The organism is Streptomyces sp. NPDC002133, assembly GCF_040296405.1.
Classification (GTDB): Bacteria; Actinomycetota; Actinomycetes; order Streptomycetales; family Streptomycetaceae; genus Streptomyces.
The window spans coordinates 1-15,633 of sequence record NZ_JBEOXF010000079.1 but is presented as its reverse complement, the minus strand read 5'-3'; the positions used below and the strand labels follow the sequence as shown (position 1 = coordinate 15,633).

The following is a 15,633-nucleotide window of genomic DNA, read 5'->3' as shown; positions in this document are numbered from 1 at the left end:
CGCTGGTGACGACTGCCAGCCGTCAGAGGCCGGCGGCTCTGCGTTCAAAACGGCGGATCAAGTAGGCCGGCTTCCCCCGGGACAAGTCCCTGCGGACCTTCGACTTCGATGCGAACCCCAACATCGACGCGGCCACCATCCACACCCTCGCCAGCTGCGAATGGATCAAGAAGAGCCAGCCGCTCTGCCTGATCGGCGACTCCGGGACAGGCAAGGCCCACATGCTGATCGCTCTGGGAACCGAGGCGGCGATGGCCGGCTACCGGGTCAAGTATGTGCCCGCGGCGAAGCTGGTCAACGAGCTCGTCGAGGCCGCCGACGAGAAGCAGCTCTCCAAGACGATCGCCCGCTACGGCCGCGTCGATCTTTTGTGCATCGATGAGCTCGGCTATATGGAACTCGACCGCCGCGGCGCCGAACTCCTCTTCCAAGTTTTGACGGAACGGGAGGAAAAGAACAGTGTGGCGATCGCCTCGAACGAAATCGTTCGGCGGCTGGACGAAGACGTTCACCGACCCCCGCCTCTGCGCGGCCATCGTCGACCGCCTCACCTTCAACGGCACCATCATCGAGACCGGCACCGATTCCCACCGCCTCGCCAGCACACGAGCCCGCGCTGAGCAGGCTGCAGCCAGCTGACTGGAGCCCTGCTGGTCCGCTGCCCAAGGGGCTGCGGACCAGGCAGCCCCATGACCTGCTTCATTCTCCGAGTGCAAATGACGCCCGTTCTTGCCACTTCACGCCGTCGTGAACCATGAGTTCAACCGACGCGACGTGAGACGTGAACGGGAGCCTGCTGGCGAGGTCGGCCTCGATCTCCTCCAGGACGGCGTCTTCCTGCCCTTGAGCGATGGTCAGGTGCGGCATGATTTCGGCAAATCGGCCGCCATACGGCGGAGCCTCGGGCCAACGATCAGCTATCGCCTCCGTGAGCTGCCGCAACTGCGTGTCAGGCTCGGGGACGAGATGCAGCACTTCCGGGAGACGTCCACACCGCTGCTTTGCACCGCGGGTCGGAGATGAGGAGACCGGGGCCGGTCAGGCTGAATGGCGCGGAACGCAGGCGATAGGCTGGCGAAAGAGTGCGGTGCCGCCTTCTCACGGCGAACTGGGGGATTCGATGCTCGATCACATCTCGATCCAGGTTGCAGACCCTGCCAAGTCGGCCGAGTTCTACACGGCTGCGCTCAACGCCCTCGGCGTCCGTGAGGCAATGAGGCATGAGCGCGATGGCGGGCTCGTGATCGGCCTCTGCGGGCCGGACGGTTTCCCGCACTTCTGGCTCGGTCCGGTCGGCGGCGGTGAATGCGATGTGCACTCCGAACGCGAGGTGCACATCGCATTCAGTGCCGCCGACCGGCAGACGGTGAACGATGCCCACCGGGCCGCCGTAGCCACCGGCACCGAAATCCTCCACGGGCCCCGGGTATGGCCGGAGTACCACCCGGGCTACTACGCCGTCTTCTTCCGCGACCTCGACGGAAACAACGTCGAGGTGGTGCACCACACCTTCTCGGCCCAAACAGCTCCATGACCGTCCTGAGAGGGCGTTTGATGTAGCCGAATTGCCGCTTACGCCCTAGTAAGTCCCTCGCCAGGTTGGTGTGGTCTCGTCCGTTATGCGCTTGGCGAGGTTGTCGATCGACGCGATGTGGATCATGGCTTCCGAGCTGGCGGCGAGGGTCTCGTAGTCGCGGGCGAGGCGCCGGTGCAGCATGATCCAACCGATGCTTCGCTCCACTACCCAACGTCTCTTCACGACGTGAAAGCCTCGAACTCCGGGGTTTCTGTTGACGACTTCGACGTCGATCCCGAGCTTCGCGCCGTGCTCTACGACGGCGTTCTTGAAGCCGGTGTCGACCCAGCTCTTGGCGATGGTCGGATAGGTGCTTTTGGCCTGGTCGAGAAGGCGTATTCCCAGGGCGTTCTCGGAGAGGCTGGCGGCGGTGACGGTCACGGCGAGGATCAGGCCGATCGTGTCGGTGAGGATGCCCCGCTTCCGGCCCACGATCTTCTTCGCAGCGTCCGTTCCCTGGCTGGTCACGGGCACGTTGGTGGAGGTCTTCACGCTCTGGGTGTCGATGACTGAAGCCGTCGGTTCGGGCTTGCGTCCCTCCTTCACGCGGGCCAGAGCGGTCAGGTCGTAATTGAGCTGAGCGAAGATTCCCTCGTCGCGCCAGGCAGCGTAGTAGGCGTAGACGGTGCCGTGGTTCGGAAAGTCGTGCGGGAGGTATTTCCAGGGGATTCCGGTGCGGTTCACGTAGAGAATCGCGTTGAACACGTCGCGGAGGTCGACTTTGGCCGGCTGTCCGGTGGGCCTGCGGTCGAGCCTGGCTTTCCGCCAAGCCGTCAGGGTCGGCTCGATCAGGGCCCATCGGGCGTCGGACAGGTCGCTGGGGTAGGGCTTCCGCTGGCTCACGCCGTAGCGTTGCCACAAGAGGGGCGGAAGGTGTCGTTCCTCTGATCGTCGGGAGATTCTGTCGCATCCTCAAACCAGACGGACTTCCAGCGGTAGAAGCGAGCGAAACGGATGGCGGGCTCCGAGCGGTGAGAGGACATGAACCTCGCATGTCGCTTGAATTACCGCAAAGCGTGTCAGCGATGAAAGCCGCTTTCCGGAACAGACCTACGTAAACGCCCTCTGAGAGGGCGGTTTGTGAGTCTTTGAGTTCGGTTGCGGACCGTGGCGTCTGCACGGCGAGTGCGGCTGGCGGCGCGGAGATGGGCAGGCCCTTCGAGCGGTCGGAGGGTCCCGTAGTAAGGGCGGGCGCCGGATCCGATCGCACCCGTGCCACCCGTCGCCTTCGATCCACAGCCACATCAGCCCGCTGTGACGCTCGGGGCGTCGGCTCAGGTTCCACTCGGCCCGTGCGGCTGGATCCCGTGTGCCACCTGCGCACGGCACACGGGATCCCGGCAGTACGTTTCGGTTGGCGAACGTAAACCGCTGACGGCCCATCGCCCCGTGACATGCGGTGACGTTCTCCGGTCGCTACGTGAAGCTGCCACCGGCATGAACGAACTGCGGGAGACCCGACTCTCCACCTTGGGCAGCGCCCAGTTGCCCCCTTGGCGAGATTCGAGCTACATAGTCGCAGTTCAGCACCTGTACCAGGCGCCTCTACCCTCTAGGTAGTAGTCACTCACCCAGCCGCCCGCATTCGGATCGACTGTCTTAGTTACCCATGTCCAGGTGTTGACTCCGAAGATGTCGTCACCCGTTACGTAGCAGTGATACACCAAACCCTGCCAGGTGGGTCCGGTGTACGTGTTGATGCTGCACGACGTATGGGGGCCCACTCTCATGCGCACATTGATTTCCGTGGCGTGCCCGATACGGCCGTCCTTGAGGCTGTGGCCATGCGAACAGCTGCTTGCACTGATAGGCCCTGTCCCTTCAGAGGAGGCCATGGATGGCGAAGCGCTCATGAGCGTCGCGCATGCCGCCAGTGCTGAGATTGCAGCAAAGATCTTTTTCCGCATATGTTCCCCCGATTGGATCTATCGCCCGTTTCTTGGCCTGCCGATAGTGCGCGACTACATCGTGGCTGGGCAGGAAGGCGGAGCGCCACGTCCTTTGGTTGTGGCGTAAAAACGCTGACCGGGAGGGTGGAAGACCGTGCAGACTGCGGTCGGCGAGCCGAGGGGATACCGGGGGATACGCGGGATACGGGGGTTCGTGATGCTTCGGATGCACTTCACTGGCGATGATCTGTCTCGGATCCGGCTTGCGAGCGGACCCGACCCGTTGTGGGAAACCGTGCTCAGCATCACCCTGCTGGGCACCACCCAGGGCCAGACCGTCTTCGGCCCGTGGCGTGCGGATGTGCGGGCCGGGCTGGGCCGGCTACCCCGGGGGCAGTTGCGGCTGCTGCGTAGCCTGGCGCCCCCCTTCGGCAACTTCCCCGACTTCCTGACGCCGCAGCAGGCCTCCCTGGGGGTGGAGACGGGAATCGAGGCGGTGCTGGCCACGCCACGCCGCCGATTACGCCGCGAGCTGGAGGTCCTGCCGGGCGTGCCATCGTGGGCCCGTCCACTGGCCGACGGGGACCCAGAGGTGCTGGCAGTGCTCGGGCATGCTCTGCGCGCCTATCACCACGCCGCGCTCGCCCCTTACTGGCCACGGATGCAGGCACTCGTCGATGCCGAACGGGCCGTGCAGGCCCGTACCCTGCTCGATTACGGAAGCGAAGGACTGCTGGCCGGCCTGGGGCCGGCGATGCGGTGGAGGCCGCCGTTATTGGAAGTGGACTATCCCGTCGAGCACGACATCCATCTGGACGGGCGGGGCCTCGTGCTGGTGCCCTCAGCGTTCTGCTGGCGCATCCCGATCACACTCATCGACCCAAGCCTGCCACCTGTGCTGGTCTACCCGCTGCCCCGGACACAGGACTGGTGGAGCCTCGAGGGCAGCACAGACCCCAAGGCCCTGTCGAGCCTCCTCGGCCCTACCCGGGCCGCTTGCCTGCGCCTGCTCGAGGACGGCTGCACCACCGGAGAGCTGGCCCGGCGCGCCGGCGTCGCGCCACCGACAGCCAGCCAGCACGCCACCGCGCTGCGCGAGGCGGGCCTGACCACCTCAACCCGCCAGGGCAACACAGTGCTCCACACCCTCACCCCCCTCGGGGCGGCCCTGCTTCAAGCCAACCCGGCCCACGCGCGGCCACACCGCCAACGGCAAGAACATGGGAGGGGCCAACAGAAGCACTAAAGAAGCCATCTCATTTTTGGCTGGGCAGGCTGTCGACCATGGTGGGGATCGTTGAGCGGCTGGTGCCGGACGAGTTGTGGGAGCCGTTCCAGCGGGTGGTACCGGAGGCGCCGTCGCGGCCTCAGGGTGGTGGTCGGCGCCAGCACGGCGACCGCGAAGTGCTAGTGGCTCGTCACGCAGCCTTGGCCGGGTATTGGGTCCACTGGCGGATCGGTGAGTCGGGGGCGAAGTTGGTCTTCGGTTCCGTGTGAGAGTTGCGCCAGCGCACATAGGCGGCGATGGCGGCGTTCTGCTCGTCGTGGCTGCGATGGTCGGTGCCGTTGAGTGCGAAGTAGCGCAGGGCTGCGAACTCGGCCTCGATCCAGTTCAGCCAGGATCCGTAGGTCGGCAGGAAGACCAGCTCGACCTGGTGGTCGGCCGTCCAGGCGCGGACCTTGACGTGCTTGTGCGGGGAGAAGTTGTCCAGCACCACATACAGCTTCTCCCCGGGCCAGCGGGCGCGCAGGGCCTTGAGGAGGCTGAGGAACTCCCGCCAGCGCTTGCGCGGACGGATGCGGTAGTACAGCTTGCCGGTGGCCAGATCGAGGGCGGCGAGCATGTGCCTGACACCGTGGTGACGGTTGTAGGTGGCCCGGAGCCTGCGCGGACGTCGCACCGGCCCCCATGCCTTGTCCTTGCGCGGCATCAGGTTCAGCGGCCCGAACTCGTCGACGCATATCACCCTCCCGTCCGCCGGCGGGGTGTCGTAGAGCGCCAGGACGCGGTGCAGGTTGGCGATGAACTCCGGGTCGGTGGACGCCGTCCAGGTGGTGGTGGTCTTCCAGGAGACCTTGCCGGCGTGCAGGATCCGGCGCAGGGTCTCCCGGCTGATGGCCGCGGTCACCTTCTGCTGGATCAGGTGCTCGGCGAGCTTGTTCAGGCTCCAGGTGGAGAACGCGGTGATCTTCCAATCAACGGGGGACGTCCGGGCGATCAGGCAGATGTGCTCGCGCACCTCGTCATTGATCGTCTTGGGGCGTCCCCTGTCGGCGTTCATGGTCATGTGTCCAGGTGGCCGGTCTGGTCAAGCGACGCTGGAGGCCTCTTCGATGGCAGGGAGACGGTGCTTCAGTCGGTAGCTGGGGCCGTTGATGCTGATGACGTCGCAGTGGTGGAGGAGGCGGTCGAGGATGGCAGTGGCCAACACCTCATCACCGAACACCTGTCCCCATTCTCCGAAGCTCTTGTTGGACGTGAGGATGATGGAGCCCCTCTCGTAGCGCTTGGAGACGACCTGGAAGACCAGGTTCGCCTCGGCGCGTTCGAGGGGCTGGTAGCCGACCTCGTCCACGACCAGGACGTTCGGGCGGAGGTAGGTGCGCAGGGTGCCGGTCAGCCTGCCGATGGCATCCGCGCTCTTCAACCGGCGGACCATGTCGTCGAGGGTGGTGAAGTAGACGGAGAACCCGGCCCTGCAGGCGGCGACTGCGAGAGCGACCGCGATATGCGTCTTGCCTACTCCGGGCGGACCCAGAAGGGCGGCGTTGCCCCTGGCCTCGACGAACGACAGGGTGGCCAGGTCTTTGACCTTGCGCGGGTCAAGCTCGGGCTGGAAGGAGAAGTCGTACTGGTCGAGCGTCTTGTGATGGGGGAGCTTGGACAGCCGCAGAGAGCTGCGGAAGCGGCGCTCGTCGCGCACGGCGGCTTCTTCTTCCAGGACGAGGTCGAGGAAGTCGAGGTAGCCCAGCTGGCCTTCCTCGGCCCGGCGGGCGAAGACGTCGAGCTGTCCGGGCAAGTGAGTGAGGCCGAGCCGGGCGGCGGTGGTGCGGATGCGCGTGGTGACCAGCTCGTTCAACGGTGATCCTTGATCGTGGTGGGGTTGAAGGGGCGAGTGCCGGTCAGCTGGTCATAGACCGACAGCGGCCGACGGCCGACCTCGACCTGAGCGGCGGCGGAGCGGGTGAGCAGGGCCTGCAGCGGACCGGAGGCGGCGGGGGCCGGACGGCGAAGAGGGAAGACATTGCTGCCAGTCGGCTCGGCGTCGAGGCTGGTGGTCACCGCGCGGGTGCGGCCATCGGGCAGGCCCTCCCAGTGGGCCTCGTCGACGATGCGCTGACCTCGGCCGACAGCCCGCGGGTGGGCGGCCAGCAGAGTCTGGCCTGCGGCTTCAGGGGCGGTGGAGTGCAGGAAGACCATGTCGGCGCCGGCCCGGATCTCGACCAGTTGGCGGTGGCGGACCCGGCGGGCCGGCACCGAGTACAGGTTGCCTTCGAAGGCGACCAGGCAGTCCTTGCCGATGTGCCGCAGATGCCGCCGGGTGACCCGGTAAGGAGTCTGGGGGACGGGCCGCAAGGCGGCCTGGTCGCGGGCGGCCCGCACCCCGATGACCTCGCCATGGGTGGCATGGGTGCGGGCCCGGCGAAGCGGCACCCAGGCGGCGAACGCCGCGTCCATCTCCTCCAGCGAGGCGAAAGCCCGCCCGGCCAGCACATGATCGCGGACGATGAGGACATGACGCCCCACCCGGCCCTTCCCCGTGGGCCGGTAGGCGGCCAGGACGTCGATGTCGAAGTCGTAGTGCCCGGCGAAGGCAACCGCCTCCGGGTGCAGTGGCACCGCGTTGCCCGGCGCGACATGGCGACGCACAACCGTCTTGGTGCGGTCGTAGACGACCGCCGCGGGCACCCCGCCGAAGTGCTCGAACGCACGGCGGTGGCAGGCGAAGAACGACTCAATGTCCTGGCTCGTGACGTAGCAGCAGAACGGATCGCGCGAGTACGACAGCGTCATGTGGAAGGAATAGACCTTCTCGATGCCGACATGGGCGAGGATCTTGCCCTCGTCACCCCAGTCGACCTGGGCCTGAGCCCCGGGGATCACCTCGAAGCGGCGGTGCAGCCGACGCAGTTCGTCCGGACCGATCCCCAGCTCGGCGGCGACACGGGGCCGGGCTTCTTGCAGGTAGAGCTTGACGCGCTGATAGTTCCCGGTGAAGCCGTACTGATCGACCAGCCGCTCGTGCACCACCGTGCCCTTGATCAGCAGTTCCGACCGCAGCATGGCGTCGATCAGCGGTGCCACCTCGGCCACCACCCGTACTTGGGTGCCCTGTCGGCTGCTGCCCCGCGGCGGGCCCGACGGCGCTTGCGCGGACAGGTACTTCCGCACGGTCTGGCGGTGCAGCCAGCCGACCGAGCGTGAGTTCGCGTACAGTCGAGAGCGCCCGTTTGAGGGTGCCGGGGAAGCTTCAAGTGGGTTTCGACGAGACGGGTGCAAGAGCCCCGCATACAGCGCTACCGTCCCCATCAACACCGCGATTTAGGGGGAAGTCGGGATGCTCGACCAGGCATTGATCGCACTGGCCGCGTCCGGCGGCACAGCGCTGGTGACAGCGGCGGGGACGGATGCGTGGAGGGGACTACGGCAGGCGGTGGCGGGCTGGTTCGGCCGGGGCGATGCGCGGCGTGAGCAGGCCGAGCTGGAGCGCCTGGACCAGACCGCGGCCGCCGTGCAGGCCACCGACCCGGCGCAGGCGGAGCAGGCCCGCAACCGCCAGGAGGCCGTCTGGCAGACCCGCATCGAGACCCTGCTGGAAAGCCTGGACGCAACCGAGCGGGAGCGGGCGGCCGAGCAGCTGCGCAGCCTGCTCGCACAGCACGCCCCGCAGGGCGGCGTGGTCGCCGGACCGGGCGGGCTGGTCGCGAACACGGTGGACATCCACGCCGAGCAGGGCTCGATCGCCGCCGGTGTGATCCACGGAGGGGCCCAGATCGGCACCCCTCCCACGCCGGCTCCGCCCCAGGGCTGAGCGGACCGGCCACCGCAAGCCCACCCGAAGTCCCGCACCACCCCGTCGGCGACGGCGCCAAGAGCATCACCGCGACCGGCGGCGGCTTCGCCGTCGGCACCGTCACCGGGGGAATCCACCAACATCGGCATTCCACCCCGCGCGTGCCCGCAGCGTGGCCGCACCAGGTCGGCGTCCTCCCCGCCCGGGCGCAGTCCTTCCAGCACCGCGCCGAAGCGGATCGGCTGCGGGCGACGGTCGACGGCGGTGGCACCGCGGTCCTGCGCCAGGTGCTGACCGGCATGGGCGGGGTGGGCAAGACCCAGCTCGCCGCCGACTATGCCCACACGGCCTGGGACACTGGCGGTCTCGACGTCCTGGTCTGGGTCACCGCCAGCGCCCAATCGCCCGTGGTGACCGGCTACGCGCAGGCTGGCATCGAGCTGTGCGGGGCCGACCCGGACGACCCGGAACAGGCAGCCCGCTCCTTCCTGGCCTGGCTGACCCCCAAGTCCGCAGCTCCCCCCTGCCGGTGGCTGATCGTCCTGGACGACGTCGCCGACCCCGCCGACCTGGTCGTCAACCCCGACGGACCCGCTAACCGGTACAGCCTGTGGCCGCCAGCCAGCCCGTTGGGCCGGACCCTGGTCACCACCCGCCGCCGCGACGCCGCCCTGACCGGGGAAGGCCGCCGACTGGTCGAGGTCGGCCTGTTCACCGAAGCCGAAGCCGTCGCCTACCTCACCACGTCTCTGGCCGCCCATGGCCGAGCCGAGCCCGCCGACCAGCTCACCGCCCTGGGCCGCGAGCTCGGATACTTGCCACTGGCGCTGGCCCAGGCCTCCGCCTACCTCATCGACTCCGGCGAGACCGTGGCCACCTACCGCGAGCTGCTGGCCGACCGTGCCACCACGCTCGCCGACCTGGCACCCCATGCACTGCCCGACGAGCAGGCCGTCGCCACCGCCGTGGCCTGGTCCCTGTCCCTCGACCGCGCCGATACGCTGCGCCCCGCCAGACTGGCCCGGCCCATGCTCCAGCTGGCGGCCCTGTTCGACGCCAACGGCATTCCCGAGGAGGTGCCGACCGGTGAGGTGGCCCGCGCTCACCTCGCCGCGTACCGCACCGCAGCCAGCCAGCGCCCCGCCCAGGAACCGGCCCCCGTCTCCCGCCGAGACGCAGTGCTTGCGCTGCGTGTCCTGCACCGGCTCAGCCTCATCGACCACACCCCCAACTTCCCCCACCAGGCCGTCCGCGTCCACCAGCTCATCCAGCGCGCCACCCGCGACACCCTCACCCCCGACCAGCACGACCAGTACGCCTGCATTGCCGCCGACGCGCTCATGGCTGCCTGGCCCGAAGTCGAACGCGACACCGACCTCGCCCGGGCCCTGCGCGCCAACACCGCCGCCCTGGCCACGTGCGCCGCCGACGGCCTGTACCGGCCCGACGCCCACGAGGTGCTGTACCGCACCGGTGTAAGTCTTGGCGAAAGCGGCCAGGCCGGCGCCGCCGCCCTCCACTTCCAGCACCTGGCGGACAGCACCACCCGCCACCTCGGCCCCGACCACCCCGACACCCTGTCCGCCCGTGGCAACCTGGCCCGGTGGCGGGGGGAGGCGGGGGATGCGGCCGGTGCCGCAGAGGCGCTCGCGGAACTGCTGGCGGACCGGGTGCGGGTGCTGGGCGAAGACCACCCCGACACCCTGGCATCGCGCAGCAGCCTGGCCCGGTGGCGCGGGGACGCGGGGGATACGGCCGGTGCCGCGGCCGCGCACGCCAAGCTGTTGTCGGATCTAGTGCGGGTGCTGGGCGCGGACCACCCCGACACCCTGACCACCCGTAACAACCTGGCGCACTTCCAGGGGGAGGCGGGGGATGCGGCCGGTGCCGCGGCCGCGTTCGCCGAACTGCTGGCGGACCGGGTGCGGGTGCTGGGCGAAGACCACCCCGACACCCTGTCCGCCCGCGACGGCCTGGCCTGGTGGCGGGGGGAGGCGGGGGATGCGGCCGGTGCCGCAGAGGCGCTCGCGGAACTGCTGGCGGATCTAGTGCGGGTGCTGGGCGAAGACCACCCCGACACCCTGTCCGCCCGTGGCAACCTGGCCCGGTGGCGGGGGAAGGCGGGGGATGCGGCCGGTGCCGCAGAGGCGCTCGCCGAACTGCTGGCGGACCGGGTGCGGGTGCAGGGCGAAGAGCACCCCGACACCCTGGCCAACCGTGGCAACCTGGCCCTGTGGCGGGGGGAGGCGGGGGATGCGGCCGGTGCCGCAGAGGCGCTCGCCGAACTGCTGGCGGACGTAGTGCGGGTGCTGGGCGAAGACCACCCCCATACCCTGGCCAACCGCCACCAGCTCGCCGAATGGCAGATAAAGGCGGGACACTCGACTGTTGATCAATCGACCGATTGATCAACAAGATCGATAAGCATCGGTTCGCGGCCGGATCGACCTCGGATCATGCACAAGAAACGGTGTCAGAAAGTCGATGTGCTCAAGAACTTGGGCAGCACCCTTTTCTGTACGATCTGGGGGTGCAGCCGCCTCCGGACGATGACTCCGCCGATCTCCTCGCCCCCGTTCCGGCCGTACGGACCGGCGATCTTGTGGGGTACGCACGCGTGTCCACCAAGGGGCAGCTGCTCGACCGGCAGATCCGCGCCCTCACCGATGCCGGATGCAGTCGGATCTTCTCGGACAAGAAGTCCGGCAAGAACGCCGAGCGCGAGGAACTGTGGAAGACCCTCGACTACCTGCGGCCCGGCGACACCCTCGTCGTCCCGTCGCTCGACCGGCTCGGCCGCTCCATCCAAGACCTCATCGCCATCGTGTCCGGCCTACGCAAGCGCGGCATCGGCTTCACCTCACTGCACGAGGCACTCGACACCACCACGCCCGGCGGGCGCCTGGTCTTCCACGTCTTCGCCGCACTTGCGGAGTTCATCCGCGAACTCATTGTTCAGGGAACCAACGAGGGCCTGGACGCCGCCCGCGCCCGCGGCGCCCGCCTCGGGCGACCGCCGGCCATGACGCCCGAGCAAGTACGTCACGCCCGCGACCTGCTCACCCGCCCCGAGAACACCGTGACCTCGATCGCGAAGCTGCTCGGCGTCTCCCGCAACACCATCTACAACTACGTGCCCGAGCTGAAGGGCGGCCGCCAGGCGCTCGCCGAGGCGACCAACACGGCCGAGCTGCCACGGCCGGCCAAGCCCAAGGACTGATCACCGCCGTTTGCGGCTGGTGACACGGTTCTTACCGGCACCCCGACAAGGCTGATCACAGAAACCGGACCAGGACAGAGAACTTCGGGTTACTCCACGAAGTAAGAGTCGTGCTTCTCGAAGAACTTGGCGCGCTCTTCATCCGTGGCATGGGCCAGCTGCGACACCTGCTCGAAGTACTCCTCACGCGGCGCGCCCGGCGTGAAGAGCAGCAGCATTTCGGCCGGAGCGTCGGAGTCGTTACGGAAGGCATGCAGTCCGCCTTGCGGAACATGCAGGAAATCGCCCTTCTGCGCATCGATCCACTGGGCGCCGTCGAAAAGACGAACGGTGCCCTCGAGGATGTAGAAGGACTCCGAGATGGTCTTGTGGTAGTGGGTCTTGGGGCCGCCTGCCTTCGCCCTCATCTCGACTCGATAGAGCCCGAACTCGCCCCGTGTGGTGACCGTGGTCGCCAGGTAATGAATGGCGTCCTTACCGGCTTCGCCGAGATTCGGCCCGGTGTTCACAGGACGGAAATCAGCGCTGACCTCCCCGCCCTCTCCCCAATACACCTGTTCCGGATACGACATATTTATCATCCCTTATGTAGGTTGGATGCACGACGATGCAACGATGCACTGACGGGGAATTCACAGACCGCTTCGGCGTTCGCCGACCGACGACCCCACCTGATTTCCCCGGTCTGTTGACGACCATGCTCCAGTGACACCCTACGCCGACGCAAAAGTGCGGCAGGAGCCCTTCGCCCGGTCATCGGCTGAACAATTCGAAGACGACGGCCGGCTTCCCGCCGAACCGGGCACTGTGCGCGCTGGTGCTGCCCGTCAGGAAACGGCGTACGTACGTGGCGGGATCCTCGTCGGTCAATGCCTCGATGTACGCGCGATGCTCGAGCAGCGACAGCACTGCCTGCTCGAGACCCCGGTCCGCACCCACTGCGTGGGTGGGGACCGGGGAGTTGGCGACGGCGACCCACCGGACGCCGTTCCACGGCGCAAGCTCCTGCTCAGCCAGTTCCGGGAAGATCCAGCGGTTGCCGGCATCCGCCGCCGCGTCGAGGACGGCGCGCCCCACGGCCACGTGATCCGGGGTGTTCCAGGTACCCGACCCCCAGGTCGGACGGTGGTTCAGGGTGATCACCAACTCGGGCCGGTGACGGCGGATGGCTGCGGCGATGTCGCGACGCAGTGAGATGCCGTACTCGATCGTGCCATCGTGGTGGTCGAGGAACTCCACCACGTGGACGCCGACGGCGGCGGCGCTGGCACGCTGCTCTTTCTCCCGCAGCGGTCCAGCTTCAGCCGGCGCCAGCGTGTCGATGCCCGCTTCGCCGCGTGTGGCGAGGACATAGGCGATCTCACGGCCGTCCTGGATCCAGGACGCGACAGCAGCCGAGCACCCATACTCCAGATCATCAGGATGGGCCACCACGGCAAGGGCACGCTGCCAGTCGGCCGGCATCGGCTGCAGGGGCGGGAGAGTCGAATCGGTCACAGTACCTGCTTTCATGGATGGTTCCTGTGGTGGTGCGAAAACGGCTGGCGTGGCTGAGGATCGCCGGAACTGCGACAGGGCCTGACAGATAGATAGACCAGACCGAGGGTCCTCGTGTGACGCATCTCCTGCCCGGCCTGCCCTGTGACGGCCGCCCGGACACCCCTGTGGACCGCAGGGCCCCAACGCGCCCTCTTACCGGCGGGCATGCCAAGCACAGGCGGACTTGCGGGAGACCCGAAAATCGATTTGTGAGCCCAGGCAACACGCTGAGAGTTGACACAGAATCGAGCTGGAACATGCCGATCGTGTCGGAGGCCTGGATCATTTTGAACGCGAAGAAGTCGTCGAGCGGCACTTGGGCGGGGTCGTCCAGGTCGATGCGCCGACTGGTGGTGCGCTCGATTTCGTTCACGGCGTGGGCCATCGCGGACTGCATCCGCACGCCCAGCACGTCGAGCTTGATCAGGCCGAGCTGTTCGACCTCCTCTTTGGCTGCTTGCACCATCGGGAATTGCCCGCCGGGGGTGGGCTGCACCGGCAGCCGGTCCAGCAGGCTGGTGTTGGTGAGGAGCACTCCGCACGGGTGCATCGCCATGCCGCGCGGCAGCGCGTCCAGGCCCTCGGCGAGCTCGAACAGCGGCCCGAAGCGTTCCGCCTCGCCCGCGAGCCAGCGCAGCTCGGCCAGAGCCGCGGTGATGTCGCAGGCTCGGATGTGGGGGAACGATTTTGCGATCCGGTCCACGTCCTGGGGCGCGATCCCCAGCGCGAGCCCGGTGTCGCGCAGCGCGTGCCGGGCACGGTAGGTCTCGGGCATGCCGGTGACCGCGACCCGCTCATGGCCGAACCGGTCGAAGATCCTCCGGTAGACCTCGAGCCGGCGCGCGGACTCCACGTCGATGTCGATCTCCGGCAGCGACGCCCGCCGCACGCTGAGGAAGCGTTCCATGAGCAAGCCATGATCGAGTGGGTTGGCCGTGGCGATGAATAGGCAGTGGTTGACCATCGACCCCGCCCCCGAGCCGCGGGCGGCAACACGGATCCCCATCTCCCGCACATCCGCCACCACCTGCGCGACGGTGAGGAAATACGTGTCGTACTCCAGCCGCCCGATCACCGCGAGTTCCTGATCCAGCCGCTCCCGCGCCGCGACGTCGCGGTCCAGGCCGCGGCGGACGAGGCCGGCCTCGCAGCGCTCCCGCAACAGCTGCGCCGCATGCCCCGGCCCGCCGTCCGCGCCGACGACCTCCGGCTCGGGGAAGTGCGGCGTGCCCAGGCCCAGATCGGCCACTAGGTCCAGCCGGCACTCCTCGCCCGTGCGAACCGTCTGCTCGAGCAGCTGTCTCGCCCGCTCCGGTCCGGCCCCGGCGGCCTCGGCGATCCGGACCGCGGCCGCGGCCATCGCCTCCGGGCCCTTCAGCCACCGCTCACCCGGATCGAGCTTGTCGCGACGGCGGAAGTCGATCGGGCGCAGCAGCCGCGCCGCATCCAGCACATCCGCGAGTCGGCTCTGGCCCGGATCGGCGTAGCGAACCGCGTTCGACAGCACCACGGCCACACCGAGCCGGTCGGCCAGCTGCAGGGTGCGCGCGGCAAGCCGCAGCGACCCGGGCCCCGTCCCGTCCAACCCCTGGTAGATGACCTCCAGCCGCGCCGACGACCCGAACAGCTCCCGCCACGGGACCAGCAGCTGCTCGGCCACATCAGGCCGGCCGGCCGCGAGCGCGCGCACCGGCTCGGACACCGGGCCCAGAAGCACGGTCAGCCCTCGGACGGCATACGCACGCAGCGCCGCCCAGTCCGCCACCGGCAGCCCATCCGTGGCAGAGGTATCGGCGTGTGCCGCCGACACCAGCCGGCACAACCCCGACCACCCCCTTTTGTCCCGGGTGAGCAGCGTGACGCGCAGCGGCGCCACCGGCACATGGGCACCGCCGCGCGCCGGCGTCCTACGCCGCAACGGCCGCTCGACAGCGGTGTGCGGTGCGACGGCGATATCGACACCGAAGATCGGACGGACACCATGCTCGGCGCAGGCGTTCGCAGCGGACCGCGCCGCCGACGGTGTCCCGGTCGGTCAGCGCCATCGCCGTCATGCTCCGCTCGGCTGCCCGCTCGACCAGGGCTTCCGGGTGTGAAGCGCCGTAGCGGGCGGAGTAGCCGGAGGCCGCGTGGAGATGAGTAAAGGCGCCCACCGTGCCCTCCTGCCACTTGCTCACCCCCAGCTTGTCTGTTGATCCCAGCTAGCCACGTTCCATCCGTTCGCACAATAGTTCGAACGAGTGTCTGTGGTCGCTGCAGTTGCCCTCGGGGCGGGTTGGGTGCGGCGGAGACGCGGGCGCTAGTACTCCAGCAGTACTTCGTGGCTTGACCTGGGGAAACGTCGAGCGGTGGGAGTGTAGCGGGCAGGATGCCGTCACGGACGGCTTCTGCTCG

General features: G+C 68.2%; 13 protein-coding genes and 2 pseudogenes. 7 read left to right on the top strand and 8 right to left on the bottom strand.

Annotation, left to right across the window (positions count from 1 at the left end; translation table 11 throughout):
- Nucleotides 1-32: 32 nt before the first annotated feature.
- Nucleotides 33-639: pseudogene (gene istB / locus ABT078_RS38395) on the top strand (IS21-like element helper ATPase IstB); the annotation flags it as partial.
- 60 nt (nt 640-699) lie between these two features.
- On the opposite strand, the gene ABT078_RS38390 reads toward istB (ABT078_RS38395), so the two are convergent.
- Nucleotides 700-975, bottom strand: a complete 276-nt coding sequence (locus ABT078_RS38390; protein WP_351236343.1) for a 2'-5' RNA ligase family protein — start codon at nt 973-975, stop codon at nt 700-702.
- Nucleotides 976-1,120: 145 nt separating this feature from the next.
- Between ABT078_RS38390 and ABT078_RS38385 the strand changes: the two genes are divergently transcribed.
- The gene (locus ABT078_RS38385; RefSeq protein WP_351236341.1) at nt 1,121-1,534 is read left to right on the top strand and encodes a VOC family protein; all 414 of its coding nucleotides are present in this window, start codon (nt 1,121-1,123) and stop codon (nt 1,532-1,534) included.
- Nucleotides 1,535-1,579: 45 nt separating this feature from the next.
- Here ABT078_RS38385 and ABT078_RS38380 read toward each other — a convergent pair whose 3' ends face one another.
- On the bottom strand, nt 1,580-2,419 hold the full coding sequence (locus tag ABT078_RS38380; RefSeq protein ID WP_351236339.1) for an IS5 family transposase: 840 nt from the start codon (nt 2,417-2,419) through the stop codon (nt 1,580-1,582).
- 990 nt (nt 2,420-3,409) lie between these two features.
- On the opposite strand from ABT078_RS38380, the gene ABT078_RS38375 reads away from it, so the two are divergent.
- Together ABT078_RS38375 and ABT078_RS38370 are read left to right on the top strand one after the other, a co-directional pair.
- Nucleotides 3,410-3,592 (top strand): hypothetical protein, encoded by a 183-nt coding sequence (locus tag ABT078_RS38375; protein WP_351236337.1) that lies wholly within the window; start codon nt 3,410-3,412, stop codon nt 3,590-3,592.
- A gap of 99 nt (nt 3,593-3,691) precedes the next feature.
- Complete coding sequence (locus tag ABT078_RS38370; RefSeq protein ID WP_351236335.1) at nt 3,692-4,711, top strand: ArsR/SmtB family transcription factor; 1,020 nt, start codon at nt 3,692-3,694, stop codon at nt 4,709-4,711.
- Between the two features lie 172 nt (nt 4,712-4,883).
- Here the strand turns inward: ABT078_RS38370 and ABT078_RS38360 are convergent, their stop codons facing one another.
- The 3 genes from ABT078_RS38360 to istA are packed head-to-tail and all read right to left on the bottom strand — an operon-like array spanning nt 4,884 to nt 7,996.
- On the bottom strand, nt 4,884-5,753 hold the full coding sequence (locus ABT078_RS38360) for an IS630 family transposase (protein ID WP_351236333.1): 870 nt from the start codon (nt 5,751-5,753) through the stop codon (nt 4,884-4,886).
- A gap of 21 nt (nt 5,754-5,774) precedes the next feature.
- A complete protein-coding gene (gene istB, locus ABT078_RS38355; RefSeq protein WP_351236331.1) occupies nt 5,775-6,545 on the bottom strand; it encodes an IS21-like element helper ATPase IstB in 771 nt (256 codons plus the stop codon).
- Nucleotides 6,542-7,996 (bottom strand): IS21 family transposase, encoded by a 1,455-nt coding sequence (istA, locus tag ABT078_RS38350; RefSeq protein ID WP_502981519.1) that lies wholly within the window; start codon nt 7,994-7,996, stop codon nt 6,542-6,544. The genes istB (ABT078_RS38355) and istA overlap by 4 nt, the downstream gene beginning before the upstream one ends.
- A 28-nt stretch (nt 7,997-8,024) precedes the next feature.
- Between istA and ABT078_RS38345 the strand changes: the two genes are divergently transcribed.
- From ABT078_RS38345 to ABT078_RS38335, 3 genes are all read left to right on the top strand, one after another.
- A complete protein-coding gene (locus ABT078_RS38345; protein ID WP_351236329.1) occupies nt 8,025-8,498 on the top strand; it encodes a hypothetical protein in 474 nt (157 codons plus the stop codon).
- Nucleotides 8,499-8,641: 143 nt separating this feature from the next.
- Nucleotides 8,642-10,888 (top strand): FxSxx-COOH system tetratricopeptide repeat protein, encoded by a 2,247-nt coding sequence (gene fxsT / locus ABT078_RS38340; protein WP_351236327.1) that lies wholly within the window; start codon nt 8,642-8,644, stop codon nt 10,886-10,888.
- Between the two features lie 122 nt (nt 10,889-11,010).
- A complete protein-coding gene (locus ABT078_RS38335; protein ID WP_351236325.1) occupies nt 11,011-11,700 on the top strand; it encodes a recombinase family protein in 690 nt (229 codons plus the stop codon).
- Nucleotides 11,701-11,789: 89 nt separating this feature from the next.
- Here the strand turns inward: ABT078_RS38335 and ABT078_RS38330 are convergent, their stop codons facing one another.
- The 3 genes and pseudogenes from ABT078_RS38330 to ABT078_RS38320 form a co-directional block, all read right to left on the bottom strand.
- Nucleotides 11,790-12,278 (bottom strand): cupin domain-containing protein, encoded by a 489-nt coding sequence (locus ABT078_RS38330; protein WP_351236371.1) that lies wholly within the window; start codon nt 12,276-12,278, stop codon nt 11,790-11,792.
- Nucleotides 12,279-12,453: 175 nt separating this feature from the next.
- Nucleotides 12,454-13,212 (bottom strand): PIG-L deacetylase family protein, encoded by a 759-nt coding sequence (locus ABT078_RS38325; RefSeq protein WP_502981518.1) that lies wholly within the window; start codon nt 13,210-13,212, stop codon nt 12,454-12,456.
- A 268-nt stretch (nt 13,213-13,480) separates the two neighbouring features.
- Nucleotides 13,481-15,392 (bottom strand): annotated as a pseudogene (locus tag ABT078_RS38320) (PHP domain-containing protein); the annotation flags it as partial.
- Between the last annotated feature and the right edge of the window lie 241 nt (nt 15,393-15,633).

Excerpts from the sequence above, each read along its gene's own strand:
- ABT078_RS38385 (WP_351236341.1), top strand. The coding sequence starts at position 1,121 with ATGCTCGATCACATCTCGATCCAGGTTGCAGACCCTGCCAAGTCGGCC.
- ABT078_RS38375 (WP_351236337.1), top strand. The coding sequence starts at position 3,410 with ATGGATGGCGAAGCGCTCATGAGCGTCGCGCATGCCGCCAGTGCTGAG.
- ABT078_RS38370 (WP_351236335.1), top strand. The coding sequence starts at position 3,692 with ATGCACTTCACTGGCGATGATCTGTCTCGGATCCGGCTTGCGAGCGGA.
- ABT078_RS38360 (WP_351236333.1), bottom strand. The coding sequence starts at position 5,753 with ATGACCATGAACGCCGACAGGGGACGCCCCAAGACGATCAATGACGAG.
- istA (WP_502981519.1), bottom strand. The coding sequence starts at position 7,996 with ATGGGGACGGTAGCGCTGTATGCGGGGCTCTTGCACCCGTCTCGTCGA.
- ABT078_RS38345 (WP_351236329.1), top strand. The coding sequence starts at position 8,025 with ATGCTCGACCAGGCATTGATCGCACTGGCCGCGTCCGGCGGCACAGCG.
- ABT078_RS38325 (WP_502981518.1), bottom strand. The coding sequence starts at position 13,212 with ATGAAAGCAGGTACTGTGACCGATTCGACTCTCCCGCCCCTGCAGCCG.